Source organism: Ensifer sp. Root1252, assembly GCF_001425885.1.
Taxonomy (GTDB): Bacteria; Pseudomonadota; Alphaproteobacteria; order Rhizobiales; family Rhizobiaceae; genus Ensifer; species Ensifer canadensis.
The window spans coordinates 92,323-105,023 of sequence record NZ_LMDT01000058.1; the positions used below are offsets into that span (position 1 = coordinate 92,323).

The following is a 12,701-nucleotide window of genomic DNA, read 5'->3' on the forward strand; positions in this document are numbered from 1 at the left end:
TGCCCATGGCGTGGCCTCAAAGATTGCGCACCCAAGGCCATTTACGTTAACAATACTTAATAAGATCGTAATTAAATCGTTAAATATCTAATTGTTCGATCAATAAACGAACATATTTAATGCCGCGGTAAGTATATTCGCAAGCCTTGGTTAATGACGCAAGGATAAATCTGCCAACTAGGTCGCCCCGAGCGCAGCGTAGAGATCAAGCGTTCTGTCGCGATAAGCATTGGCGGAGAAATCTCTGGATATCCACGCCCTGCCGGCAGCGCCCATGCGGGCGCGCGCTGTCGGCCCAAGAGCCGTCATGTCGGCCAGCGCCCTTGCCAGATCATCAGCGTCTCCCGACGTTGCCGTCATGCCCGTTTCCCCGACCTGGATCATTTCCGGAATGCCTCCGACGGCTGAACCGACCACCGGCCGTCCCAGAGCATAGGCTTCCAGCAAGCTGATGGGCGCATTTTCGTACCATTCCGACGGCAGTACGAGTGCCCTGGATGATCCGATCAATTTGTGCAGGCTCTCGCCTGAGAGATATCCGGTGAACGTCACGCCTGCATTAAGCTCGCTCGCGAGCCGACGAAGCGATGCCTCTTCGGGGCCTGTACCGGCGACGACCAACCGCTGTTTCGAAAGTGCCGCCGCCTTGATCAGCGTGGCGATGCCCTTTTCGGGTGCAAGCCGGCCTGCGAAAACGAAATAGTCGCCCTCGTCCCAGGCGCTGCTGTAATCGTCCACATCCACGAAGTTCGGAATGTGCACCATCTGCTCACGCGGCCAGCCCCATTCGACAAGCTTCTCCACGTAGAACCGGCTCGGAACGACGATCCGGTCGACCTTGTTGCGATAGAGGCCCAGCGTACGATGCAGCACCGTTTCTGCCAGCACGACACCGCTCAAGATCGCCGAGCCCTTGACGCAGCGGTGACGCAGGACGTTGTAGACCCGTCCGCCGCGACAGTCCTCGCAGATCTTGCCGTCGCGCAGCATCTTGTAGGAAGGACAGGCAAGTTTGAGGTCGTGAGCCGTCATGACAACCGGCACGCCCGCTGCCTTCAACGTCGAAAAGATCGCCGGCGACAGGTGGTGATAGACGTTGTGTGCATGGGCAACCGACGGACGCGCGCGGTCAATCAGCCTGGCGATGTTGCGCTGGCCTTCGCGCGAATAGATCACGCTTGCCGCCTGCTCTATTTTCCGCAGAAAGCTCGTTTGCCGACCAAATTCGATTTCGGAGACGAAATACTTGGACCATTCAGAGCGCTCGTTGTCCTCGTGCTCCATGGCAAAGGGCACGACATCCCAGCCAATATCGGCGAACATCTTCATATGGTCGAAGAACACCGCTTCGGCGCCGCCGCGTCGATAGAAGTAGTTGTTGATGGCGAGAAGTCGCTTGCCGGCGGCTATCGTGTTGAGCACATCGTTCTCCTCATCCGCCAAGCCGATCGAGTGCCTTGTCGACCGGCAGGACGGTGCATCCCTTCTCGACCGCATCGCGGACCAGATGCTCGAACATCTCCGGCGTGCAGCCATAAGGCGTCGGTCGTGGCGCGATGTCGTGCGTGAAAAAGACCAGCCATCCCGGCTGCGCGACGAGGTCATCGATCCAGCGGGTCAGCGCAAGAGCGTGCGCCTCGGGCTGGCGGATCTCGACCGCCTTCAACATCATTGGATCGACTGCACCGCGGTTGATCGCCTCCCCTGCGGCCCGGCACGTTCGGTAGCGCCGCCCCAATTCCCTGCGTGCCATCGGCCAGGCGGCGTTGTAGGGAAAGGCAAAGTTCCTTGCCGGCTCCGCGACGCCACTGGCTGCCAGATAGTCCGCATTTCGGTCGAGGTCGCGCGCAAGCGCCCCCCCGGTGAGACGTCTTATCTTGCTGTGGCTGAAGGTGTGGCAGCCGACTTCGTGTTCGCGCTTGGAGAGAGCCTCACAACCCGCAGCGGTGATCAAGGTTCGATCCGGCTCAACCCGCCCTTCGAGCCCCCCGGCAATGTAGAATGTGCCGCGGACGCCGTGCCGTTCAAGGATTTCGGCACCCTGGTGCAAGGCGCTGTCAGGCACATCGTCGAAGGTGAACGAGACGAGCGGAACGTCGGTCACAACGGCGAGCTTCTTCTGAGCAAGGCGCCAGATCAGACGATTTGCCAGCCGGTCGACAAGGCCGTCAACCTTTTGCACAAACTCAAGCATAGGCCACGCCCCTTTTTTCGGCAGATTGCGACGGCAAGGCAAGGATCGCGCGGGCCTGCAAATGCAGACCGTAGAGCGAAAACAGGAAGGTGAACCACAGCAGGTTGCCGCCCTCGTAGAACAAGCTCTCAAGGCCGGCGTTGAAGATCGTATAGAGCCAGACGCGCGTAAAGAGCCGCGTGAGATGTGAATGCTGCTCGGCGGACGCCATGCGGGCAATATTGCGCAGCGGCAGGACGAGGATCCACAACACCGTGAGCAGCAGCCCGGGAAAGCCCGTCATCAAGGCGATGTCGAGATAGGAATTGTGGCCGTTGGCAGCCGCCACCGCCCAGGTCTCGATCGCTCCGCCGCTGTGGACCAGCTCTTCCGTTTGCCAGAATGCCTTGAAACCGTAGCCGGTGATAGGCTGCTCGGCGAGCGCGGTGAACGCGAAGCGCCAGATATCCGCCCGGTTGGTGAACGTCGCGTCGATGCCAAGTTCGGTGATGAACTCGCTGAGCGGCATGAATACGGCTGATCCGACGGCAAACAGATTGAACAGCCCGACGCCACCGATGACGATCGGGATGCGCAGGAGACGGATCTTCTCGAATATCCAGGCAAGCAACAGGATCGCCGGCAGCATCGCGGTCGAGGTCTTGCCGCCGGTATGGATGAGGAAGTTGAACGACAGCAGCACGATGGCGATCCCGGCCAATCGCGACCAGCTATTCATGACGAAAAGCCCGAAGAAGGCCGCGATCACCATCGCGGCGGCCGCACTGTTCTTGTGCGGGAAATGGCCGCGCCATAGACCCGCATTCATGGGCTCGCGCAATTCTGACGCCTGATGAATAGAGAGCATCGGCTTAAAGGCGATGCCGTAATAGGCAACGCCGAGCATGATGAGCGTACCGATGCCCAGCATTTTGGCAAAATGCCGTTCGCTGGCGGGCAACAGCAGGTAGATGCTGGCATTGACCGTGACCATGATGGCAAGAACGGTGCCCTTGATCCCAAGCATTGGGTGGGCTGAGATCACCGATACGAAAAGGAACCAGGTAAACAGCACTGCAAGCAGCGGCCGCGGCTGCAGGATGATATTTCGCATCGGATGGCATAGGCCGTAACCGAGCATGCCCGTAAACAACAAAAGAGAAACGATCTGGTTCAATCGGTTCGAATTACCGGCCGACGGATCAAGCACTGCTGCTCCCGTCAGGTCGACGAACGGGGTGATCGATATCCAGAAGAACAGAAACGTCGTCATGAACAGGACGGTGCCGACACGCAGCCGCAGCGTTTCGGCGGCATTGGTTTCGGCGTAGGCGGCGCTCGTCATTGGCGCGCTCCCGTCAGGCAGTCGCCGGCTGCGGGCGGCGAATATATCTCCACAGGCCGAGGGCGATCGCTGCCGACACACCAAGGAAAAGGCCGAGCATAGCGCCGGCGACCAGCAGGATCACCGTACGTGGCGGCCACGTGCGTGCGTTGGGCGGCAACGCCCGCGAGATCACCCGCACATTGGTCGTATCGATCTGCTGCTGTTCGGTAATTTGCTGGGCGCGCGCAAGATGCGTCTCGTAAATCGCCGCTTTGGCACGGGCATCGCGCTCCAGATCGCGCAGTTGCACCTGAGACTCATTGTCGGTGAAGACATTCGACTTCTCGACGTTTGCCTTACCGCGCAAGGCTTCAAGCGCCTGCTGCTCGCGATCCATGTCCGCCTTGGCCCGCTCCAGAATGCGCCGGGCCTCGTCGGCAAGCGCACCCTCGATCGTCGCGCGCTCGGATCGAGCCGACACCAGACGGGGATGCCGTTCGCCGAACGTGCGCTGCATCGAGGCAATCTGCTGCTGGAGCAAGTTGTACTGCTCGCGCAGGTTCGTCATGTTTTCGGACTCGAACTCCGACGCACTGGCGGTTCTCCCTTGAGCGATTGCCGCACTCATCTGGTTGTAGCGTGTCTCCGCCTGGATGAAGCGCTGCTGTGCGTCCAAGACCTGGGTGTTGAGTTCACCGGAAAGCTGGTTGCTGACCAATTGACCATTGGTCGACTGCAGGCCGTTGACCCTGCGGAAATCTTCCACCGCCCGCTCGGCATCGGTCACGTTGCGGCGCAATTCGTCCAGCCGGGCGTTGAGGTTCTTGGCGACACGCCCTGCACTTTCGGCCGCCGACTGAAACAGCTCCTGCTCGAAGGCATCGACGATCGCGTTCGAGAGGGTCACGGCCTTTGCCGGCTCCTCGCTCCAAACCTTCATGACGACGACGAAAGAACGCTCCTCGCGCCGCGCCTCCACGCGCTCCGAAAGCGCGCGCATGGCTGCAAGCTCGTTGTTGACCTCTTGTTCCTGCTTCGATGAAAACAGGTTGCGCAGCGATGCAAAGGATGCCGGCTTGACGAACTCGGGATCGCGCGTGAGCTGCAATTCGTCGATCACCCGCGCCAGCACATTGCGTGACGTCAGGATCCGGAGTTTGCTCTCCACCTCCAACAGCTGCGCGTCACGCTGCGGATTGCTTGTAAAAACATCGTCGCTGACAACGTTGAGATTGGACGGGTCGACGACGATATCCGTGTAGACGGTGTATCGAGGCGACGCAGTCATTGCATAGACAAGGGCCGCAAATGTGCAAATCGTCACTGCGGCGATGATCCAGAGCATACCGTCGCGCAGCCAGCGAATACCGTCGTCTACCCCGATCTGGCTGACGAGGTGAAGCCGCGGGAAGAACAGGCCACCGACATGCGGCGTCGGCTGCGTCTCGGTCTGTGCCCGCGCAACCACCTGGGAACGCCGGACTTCCGGCTCTCTTCGCGGCGCTTGCTTTTCTTCAAAAGGAGGGAGCGCGTCCTCGTCGTCTGTCGGCAGAAGGTTGAGCAACGAACCGCCGCCGACCATCGCACGTTGACCGTGCGCTGGCTGAGGCGACCTTTGTTGTCGGGGCTCGTTCGGCCTATACATCCGCATCCCTCACGCCCGCTTCAAGACGCAAAAATCGCCGGCTTGCGCGTCTCGTATCTCCAATGAAGGATTAGAGTTGTACGGTGAAAATTCCGTTAATCGGCCCGGCAGCCGTTTACCTTGACGCTTAGAAGTCCGTCAGCAACCGGCTCCAGCTTTCGGATGCCAGACCCCCGATATAGAGGTCGTTGCGCAATGCCGCGTCCTTGAGATCTCCATGGCGCGTTACCATGCAGAAATAGCCACGGTGGCGGAACGTCAGCCAGCGTTGGCGCGAGATCGCGTTCATCAGAAATGGTTGTGCGGCGCCTGTGGCCTGGGCGTAACCTTCGCGGTCGAGGCAGGCAAACATCTCGGCCGTCACCTCAAACTCCCGACCCGGTTGGCAAAGCACATTCAGAACCGTCGCAGTCCTGTTCGCCCTGCCAAGAAAGAGGAAAACGCCAATCGCTCTTCCATCCGCCGTTACTTGTCGGAAATGCACTTCACCGAGGCCTTGGTTCTTACCGGCGATCGCGACGAGCCAATCGAACTCCTCGGTTGACCAAACGGGCCTGACCGAAAACCGTTCCATCATCGGTCGGGCGCAACCGAGAAACTCGCCGGCCCCGATCACCTTCGTCATACATCCTGAAGTCGGGGTGGGTTTGACGGATGGTCTTCGCCAGCGCAACACCCTGTCGAATGCACCAAGGACACCGAGCACCAATTTCGAACCCAATGCCGGAAATTGACGGCTGGCACGAATGGCGCTGCTGGTAGCCGGTCGAAACGATCGCTGCCACTCCAGGCTTTGTATCGGAAGCACGACCCCGCCCCCGGCAACCCAATGGTCCGCACTCACCGGCGACGAATTATCCGAGAAGCACATGTCCTGGCGCGCGGAGCGCATCGTACGAGCGAGACATGCCGCACCAACGGCACCCGCCTTGCCGTCTGACATGAACGCGCAAAGAAGCTTGCCGACGGTATGGCGACCGTGGATCGAGAATTCCATCGGCAATGCCAGGATTGCGCTGGCGATGGTGCCGTCGCCGTCATCGTAGACGATACTGCCATGCTCGGGAGAGTAAAGCGGACTGCCGAAGAAGACCGCTTCAAGATACTGCCGGAGGTCACCACTTGGCTCAATGTCGCGCTTGCGGAAAATCTTGCTGAAGAGCGAGCTAACTGCAGGGATATCGCCCAGCTCCATCGGTCTCACGCGGCCCGGGTGCTGCATGCGATGCCCGATGGCTGTGGCAGTTTCCAGTTCCCTCAGCTCAGCCTTCATGCGCCATCCTCGCCGGGACGACGTGCTCAACCGCTCCCTCCCTGTCGCGCCGGACGAAGCGCAGGAAGACACTCCAGGAAACGATGACCATCGCGATCTCGATCACATAGAAGGAGATGAACGTGCCCGCAGGTGGCGCATACCAAGTCGCCCACGCTGTCAACGCAGCGCCAAGGACGCTGCCGAGACCCATGACAGAGGCACGCGCAGGGTGATGCCCGGATGCTCCGAGCGCTTCCATTGCGACCGACCACATGGCAATCGGCACGACGACCCAGCAGAGAATTCGAACGAAGGACACCAACGAGACATAGTCCTTGCCGAAGAGGTAAGGCAGGACCGGCGCAAGCACGAAGACCGCGATCGCCGCCGCAATACTGATCGAAGTGGCAGCAACGAGCACCTTGCGTACCCGCTCGAAGGCATGGTGCAGGCCGGAGGCCGTTGCCTTGGCCGAACCGGGATAAATCAACCGGTTCAGCGCCTCGACCGAGAGATAGCTGCTCTCCAGCATGCGCCGCGCGACGCTATAGCTCGACATCACTTCTGCGGAGGCAACGAGGCTCAGGACGAGCAGGTCGGCATTCTGGCGCACCGCGCGCAGAATGAAGGGGATGCTGAAGTAGAGCCCCTGCGGCAGCTCTTCGCGCACGATCCCATAGACGGGCCGGCCAAGGCCCTTTACGGCATACCAGCAACCGATGGCGACAAGCACATGGCATACGAACTGCCAGACCGCCCAGGAGGCAACGGTCGCCACGCCAAAGACGATACAGGCGAGCGCCGCGGCGATGGTGCGGGCGATGGCGAAGCCGACGACAACCTTGTTGGCAGATGCGAAATTCGAGTGAGCGAGAAAGATTTGCTCCGTCAGCACGATGACGCGAACGAAGATGATGTTGGTGACCAGCATCAGCGTAATCACGGCAATGTTGGTAGCCGGGTCAGCTGACAGCGTGAAGAAGAACGGCAGCGCAATCGCGCCAAGCAAAACCAGAACGATGCCGCTGATGGCGGTCAAGATGACGTTGTGACCGAGCATGCGAGAGTACATGCTCCGGTCGCGTGCGACGCGGCGCACGAGGCACTCCATCGCCCCCAGCCCGCAGAGATGCACGGCAATATTGGCAACCGCCGTGATCGCCACGAAGACACTGAACTCATGAACGCCGAGCCAACGTGCGAGGATCGCGAACGTCAGAAGCTGGGCAGCGGATCCAATGATGAGGCTACCGCCCGAGGCGGCATAGGACATGACCATCGACAGGAACGGTCTGTGCGCGCCCGGTTCTCTGAGACCTTCCGATGCCATCCCGATCTGCCTTTGACAACAATCCGACGAAATGTGCGTCCGATGCCGGATGGGCGTTGCCGCAACAGCCGAGCACACGCTTCCGATCATCGCAAAGAATAGCACTTAGAAATGATTGCGCGGTTAACACTCCCGCATCAATTGCATTTTAGCTTCCGTTTACCTGATTGCAGTAGTGTGGATCGTGCAGCCATCGATCGACGCATGAAGGAGAGGCCGTGCCGCAAAACAACAATCCCCTTCAGGATGATCAGGCAAGCGGCGAGGCGCCGCGTCTGCACCGTTTCATGGACGTCGAACTCGAACTGGCACCCGATGTCTTGGTGCCACGAGAAGAAACGGAGCTGCTCGGACGCACGGCTTCAAGGATCCTGCATGACCGGCCATCCGGCGCAACCGTCATCGACATGTGCTGCGGCTCCGGAAACCTGGCGCTCGGGCTTGCGGCCGATGTCGTTTCCGCCCGCGTCTGGGGTGCGGACTTGACCGATAGCACCGTTGCGCTGGCCCGCAGAAACGTCACTCGCCTGAACGTCGCCGATCGCGTCACCATACGACAGGGCGATCTGTTTGCTGCGCTGGCCGACGACAATCTCGAGGGCTCGGTCGACATGATCGTCTGCAACCCGCCCTATATTTCGACATCCAGGCTCGAAGGCGACAGCGCCCATCTGCTTGAAGCCGAGCCGCGGGAAGCTTTCGATGGCGGCCCATACGGCATCTCGATCCATCAGCGCCTTATCCGCGATGCTGTGGCGTTCCTGAAACCCGGTGGTTGGCTGCTCTTCGAGTTCGGCGCCGGCCAGGATCGGCAGGCATCCGCCCTTCTCGCCCGCACCAAGGCCTACGAGCCCGTCACCTTCGCCACCGATGCGGAAGGCAAGCCACGCGTCGCCATCGTCAGGAAACTTGTTGCTCAAGCATCCGTTGCGGCGGGTGCCGGGGACGAGGAACGATGAGTAACATCCGGCCGCTTGAACCCGCAGACATTCCTGCGATCGCTGGAATGTTCCAGAGGGTTTTCTGCAAGGATCAGACGGAGCCGCCAGCTGCGCTCGTCGACTATATGCGGCAGCTCTACCTGGACGCACCTGGTTGCGATCGCGAGATTCGGCCCCTCGTCCACGTCAACGGCGACGGCCGCATCTCCGGTTTCGTTGGCGTTAACGCGCTGCCGATGACGTTTAACGGGCGGCCGTTGCGAGCCGCCATATGCGGCTCCCTTATGGCCGAGGATCGTGAAAGCGATCCGATGGCGGGTGCACGGTTGCTGAAGGCCTTCCTCGCGGGTCCACAGGATCTGTCGTTCAGCGAGACCGCAAGCGAAGTATCGACTCAGATGTGGACGAAACTGCGCGGTATCGTACTGCCGCAATACAGTCTTGATTGGGTGCGTGTCATCCGGCCATCGGCATTCACGCTCAGCGTCGCCGAGCACCGGATCAAGCTCGCTCGGCTGGTCAATCCGCTCGCGCATGCGTTTGATCGTTTCTATCGCAACAGGATGGGTCGCGGGGAGCGGCGCTGGTCGGCCGTCCCCGAAAGCGGAACGGGACAGGCAAATTTTCGCGTTGGTGAAATCGACAGAAGCGGTTTCGCCGATCTCGTCGGTCCGCTCACTGCCCAATTCCCTTTGCGCCCGGATTGGGCGGAAGGGCAGCTCAACAACATCCTCGCAGACGCGGTGCAAAAACCTGATCAGGGTAGCGCAATCTTCGCATCCGTCACCGCGCGCACCGGAACCGTCGTCGGCGCCTTTGCCTATCACGCTCGCTCCGGCGATATCGGCCGCGTGCTGCAGATCCTCGCCCTTCCCGGACAGGCCGGCCCCGTCATCGATTGTTTGATCGACCACGCAGCCGCGCGCGGTGTCGCGGGTCTGCGTGGTCGGACGCAGCCAGCTCTCCTTGAGGCCATGCTCGGTCGTCGCATCGCCTTTGTGCACATGGCGTCAACCGTGATCCACTCGCGCGACGACGAACTCGTTCAGGCGTTCCGCCATTCGCAAGGATTTATAAACGGGTTGGCCGGCGAACATTGGAGCCGACTTATGGGCGGCCGCTTCGACTGACCGATGCGGCCGGATTGGCCATCGCACCCTATGCCAATCAGTCAGCAATCTCCTCAACGGTCTGGACGAGTCGCGGCCCGAGATGAAGGTAGCGCGTCGCCTTGCGTTTGGCGGCAATATCCGCCCAGACGCGATCGACCTGCGTTGCCGTCAAGCCCGCAGCCTGCGCAACCGCCTCGATCGCCAGTCCGTTGTTGAGGCCATAAAGGCATAGATCCATGCGGTCGTAGGGCAGCGAGAAATAGAACTCTTCCTGCGTCTGCTCCAACGAATAGGTATCCGTCGTCGGCGGGCGGCGGCGGATTTCCTCGGGAATGCCGAGAGAGGCCGCCAACGCGTAGACCTGCGATTTGTAGAGATGCGCTATCGGCTTGACGTCGGCGGCGCCATCGCCGTTCTTCACGAAGAAGCCTTGGTCGTATTCCAGCCGGTTCGGCGTGCCGAGGACGGCGAAATTCAGCCGGTCGGCATGGTAATATTCGATCTGCTTGCGCGTGCGCTGCTTCATGTTGGTGGCGGCAACGATACCGAGATAGACAGGCGGCGGCATGCGCAGCTTGGTCTGTTTGCCCTGTGGATCCTGGACCACCAGCGACGAGATGTTGTAGCCCTCACCTTCGAGCGCGTTGGCGATCACGATCTTCGATGCCCAGCCTTCGCCGTAGGCAGGAACAAGTTGGCGGATGAAGGCGTCGCGACGCTCGTAGCAGCCCATTGCCTGCAAGATCGGCCCGATATCCTCAACCACGGCATCGACGCCAAAGGTTTCGGCGACCAGACGGCCGAGCCTCAGGCTTTCCGGGTCGCTGTCGTTCTCGGGCATGAACAGACAAAAGACGTTCTTCGCACCCACAGCTCGCACAGCCAGGGCGACAGACACGCTGGAATCGATGCCGCCGGAAAGACCTAGCACGAGGCCGCGCTTCTTCATTCCACGCAGCTGCTCACGCAGCCCTGCCACGATGCGGTCGGTTTCAGCCGCATGGTCGATATCAAGCGTTTCGGCCGAAAACGCAGCCGTGTCCTGGGTCGGGCGAATGTTCATTCTGCAGGCTCCATCGTCTCGGCCGCAAGTCGGCGGCTAACCTTACCCGTGTCCGTCTTCGGCAACTCGATGCGAAATTCGACAACCTTCGGGACCATGAAGTCCTCCAGATGGCGCGAGCAATGACGGATGATGTCCTTGTCGCTGAGCGTCTGGTCCGAGCGCACGACAAGTGCCGCGATCGCGTGGCCGAGAACCGGGTCGGGCACACCAAGCACGACGGCTTCCGCAATGCCTGGATGGGAATGCAGGACCGTCTCGACTTCCTTCGGCGCAACTTTCTCGCCGCGGGTCTTGATGATATCGTCCTTGCGCCCGACGAAATAGAGGAAGCCCTCCGCATCGGCCTGAAACAGATCGCCGGTGTAGAGCACCTTCTCCCAAGGGTGCGGTCCCGGCCGAAGCATGCGTTCGGTCGAGGCATCGTTGCGCCAATAGCCCTGCATGACGTGCGGGCCACGGATGACGAGTTCGCCGGGCACGCCCGGCGGAACGCGCTTACCCTCATCGTCGACCACAAAGGCCTCGGTGTTGGGGATGGCGATGCCGACGGAGCCCGGCCGACGATCAAGTTCTTCGGGCGGCAGATAAGTGCAGCGCTTGCATTCCGTCAGCCCGTACATCGAGTAGAGCCGCGCGCCGGGAAAGAGTTCTCTTAGCCGGGCAATATGTGCCGGCGGCAGCGCCGCGGCAGTGTTGGAAAGATAGCGAAGGCTGGGTAGAAAACCCGGCTCCAGATCGCGCATCTGCAAGATCATCGCCGCCATCGTCGGCACGAGCGGAAATCCGGTGACACCCTCCTCGCGAATGCGCTCGAAGATCGCATGCGGAAACGCGAAGGACTTTTCGAGAACCAGCGTCGCTCCGAGCCGGACCGCCATCAGCAGCTGATAGAGGCCGTAGTCGAAGGCGAGCGGCAGGACGTTGAGGATGATGTCGTCGTGCTGGTTGCGCAGATAGGTGGTGATCGATCCGGACGCCGCATCGATATTGCGATGTGTCATCATCACGCCCTTCGGGCGCCCAGTGGAGCCGGAGGTATAGATCAGCATCGCCAGGTCAACATCGATCCCGCCGTGGACAACCGGCTGCGGCTCGCCTTCCAGGCATGTGTCGAATGCGGTGGCACCCGCAGGCACCTGGCCGTTGGGCGCCGCCGTGGAAGCAACGAACAGCATCGCATCGCCGGCAAGCGCACGGGCATCGCCCACGACCGGCATCAGTTTTGCCTGTGTGAGGATGGCGGCTGCCTCGCAATCGCCGATGATGTAGGCCAGCTTGTCTGCCTTGGTCGACGAATTGATCGGACTGAAGGTCGCGCCTGCCTTCAGCACGGCAAAGATCGAAACAGCGGCTTCCCAGCAATTGTCCATGAACACCAGCACGCGGTCATTGCGCTTGACACCGTTCCTGGAAAGCGAGGCCGCCAGTTGGCTCGAAAGCCGATCGAACTCGTCATACCGCAGCCGCTTGCGGTCGGTGATCAATGCTGTTTTCGCCGCATGCGCCGCGGCGTTGTCGATAAGGAATTGCTCGAACCGCATCTGCGTGGACCTCACCCGTTGTCGCTTACGCCGCTACCGTCGCGCCAGATTTGGCTTCGATGAAAGCCGAGATGCGCGCGAGCGAATCCAGGTTCGCCGGTACGATATCGGCGTCCGCCATGGCGATGCCGTAGTGATCCTCGATGAATGCGACCAGCTCCAGCACGCCGGTGGAGTCAATGATATCGTTCTCGATCAGCGATGCCGTGTCGGCAAGGTCGTAGGACGTGTCGCCGAACAAGAAGTTCTCGATGACAAAGGCCCTGACCTTGTCCTTGATCGTCTCCGTCATGTCTTTTCCTTTCCTTTCC

11 protein-coding genes are annotated in these 12,701 nt (G+C 60.7%); 2 read left to right on the top strand and 9 right to left on the bottom strand.

Annotated features, from left to right (window positions below; translation table 11 throughout):
• Nucleotides 1-177 precede the first annotated feature (177 nt).
• From ASD02_RS35290 to ASD02_RS35315, 6 genes are all read right to left on the bottom strand, one after another.
• Nucleotides 178-1,422: a glycosyltransferase family 4 protein gene (locus tag ASD02_RS35290; RefSeq protein ID WP_244494337.1), complete on the bottom strand. Its 1,245-nt coding sequence runs from the start codon at nt 1,420-1,422 to the stop codon at nt 178-180.
• Between the two features lie 10 nt (nt 1,423-1,432).
• Nucleotides 1,433-2,194, bottom strand: a complete 762-nt coding sequence (locus ASD02_RS35295) for a polysaccharide deacetylase family protein (RefSeq protein WP_057220117.1) — start codon at nt 2,192-2,194, stop codon at nt 1,433-1,435.
• Entirely contained in the window at nt 2,187-3,518 is a 1,332-nt protein-coding gene (locus ASD02_RS35300) for an O-antigen ligase (protein WP_057220118.1), read from the bottom strand. The genes ASD02_RS35295 and ASD02_RS35300 overlap by 8 nt, the downstream gene beginning before the upstream one ends.
• Before the next feature lie 13 nt (nt 3,519-3,531).
• Nucleotides 3,532-5,145, bottom strand: coding sequence for a GumC family protein (locus ASD02_RS35305; protein ID WP_057218175.1), 1,614 nt, complete (start codon nt 5,143-5,145; stop codon nt 3,532-3,534).
• A gap of 127 nt (nt 5,146-5,272) precedes the next feature.
• Nucleotides 5,273-6,367 (bottom strand): GNAT family N-acetyltransferase, encoded by a 1,095-nt coding sequence (locus ASD02_RS35310; RefSeq protein WP_156408545.1) that lies wholly within the window; start codon nt 6,365-6,367, stop codon nt 5,273-5,275.
• Between the two features lie 40 nt (nt 6,368-6,407).
• Nucleotides 6,408-7,730 (bottom strand): lipopolysaccharide biosynthesis protein, encoded by a 1,323-nt coding sequence (locus tag ASD02_RS35315; protein WP_057220120.1) that lies wholly within the window; start codon nt 7,728-7,730, stop codon nt 6,408-6,410.
• Between the two features lie 287 nt (nt 7,731-8,017).
• Here ASD02_RS35315 and ASD02_RS35320 point away from each other — a divergent pair, with 287 nt between their 5' ends.
• Nucleotides 8,018-8,689: a HemK/PrmC family methyltransferase gene (locus ASD02_RS35320; RefSeq protein WP_082555721.1), complete on the top strand. Its 672-nt coding sequence runs from the start codon at nt 8,018-8,020 to the stop codon at nt 8,687-8,689.
• Nucleotides 8,686-9,801: a hypothetical protein gene (locus ASD02_RS35325; RefSeq protein WP_025428545.1), complete on the top strand. Its 1,116-nt coding sequence runs from the start codon at nt 8,686-8,688 to the stop codon at nt 9,799-9,801. The genes ASD02_RS35320 and ASD02_RS35325 overlap by 4 nt, the downstream gene beginning before the upstream one ends.
• A 37-nt stretch (nt 9,802-9,838) precedes the next feature.
• On the opposite strand, the gene nadE is transcribed toward ASD02_RS35325, so the two are convergent.
• Genes nadE through ASD02_RS35340 form a run of 3 tightly spaced genes read right to left on the bottom strand, consistent with a single transcriptional unit; the run spans nt 9,839 to nt 12,682 of the window.
• The gene (nadE, locus tag ASD02_RS35330; RefSeq protein WP_057211307.1) at nt 9,839-10,846 is read right to left on the bottom strand and encodes an NAD(+) synthase; all 1,008 of its coding nucleotides are present in this window, start codon (nt 10,844-10,846) and stop codon (nt 9,839-9,841) included.
• On the bottom strand, nt 10,843-12,390 hold the full coding sequence (locus ASD02_RS35335; RefSeq protein WP_025428543.1) for a class I adenylate-forming enzyme family protein: 1,548 nt from the start codon (nt 12,388-12,390) through the stop codon (nt 10,843-10,845). Before ASD02_RS35335 ends, nadE begins: the two co-directional genes overlap by 4 nt.
• A gap of 25 nt (nt 12,391-12,415) precedes the next feature.
• Entirely contained in the window at nt 12,416-12,682 is a 267-nt protein-coding gene (locus ASD02_RS35340; protein ID WP_025428542.1) for an acyl carrier protein, read from the bottom strand.
• Nucleotides 12,683-12,701: the final 19 nt, after the last annotated feature.

Excerpts from the sequence above, each read along its gene's own strand:
- ASD02_RS35300 (WP_057220118.1), bottom strand. The coding sequence starts at position 3,518 with ATGACGAGCGCCGCCTACGCCGAAACCAATGCCGCCGAAACGCTGCGG.
- ASD02_RS35320 (WP_082555721.1), top strand. The coding sequence starts at position 8,018 with ATGGACGTCGAACTCGAACTGGCACCCGATGTCTTGGTGCCACGAGAA.
- ASD02_RS35310 (WP_156408545.1), bottom strand. The coding sequence starts at position 6,367 with ATGCAGCACCCGGGCCGCGTGAGACCGATGGAGCTGGGCGATATCCCT.
- ASD02_RS35340 (WP_025428542.1), bottom strand. The coding sequence starts at position 12,682 with ATGACGGAGACGATCAAGGACAAGGTCAGGGCCTTTGTCATCGAGAAC.
- ASD02_RS35305 (WP_057218175.1), bottom strand. The coding sequence starts at position 5,145 with ATGTATAGGCCGAACGAGCCCCGACAACAAAGGTCGCCTCAGCCAGCG.
- ASD02_RS35315 (WP_057220120.1), bottom strand. The coding sequence starts at position 7,730 with ATGGCATCGGAAGGTCTCAGAGAACCGGGCGCGCACAGACCGTTCCTG.
- ASD02_RS35335 (WP_025428543.1), bottom strand. The coding sequence starts at position 12,390 with ATGCGGTTCGAGCAATTCCTTATCGACAACGCCGCGGCGCATGCGGCG.
- ASD02_RS35325 (WP_025428545.1), top strand. The coding sequence starts at position 8,686 with ATGAGTAACATCCGGCCGCTTGAACCCGCAGACATTCCTGCGATCGCT.
- nadE (WP_057211307.1), bottom strand. The coding sequence starts at position 10,846 with ATGAACATTCGCCCGACCCAGGACACGGCTGCGTTTTCGGCCGAAACG.
- ASD02_RS35295 (WP_057220117.1), bottom strand. The coding sequence starts at position 2,194 with ATGCTTGAGTTTGTGCAAAAGGTTGACGGCCTTGTCGACCGGCTGGCA.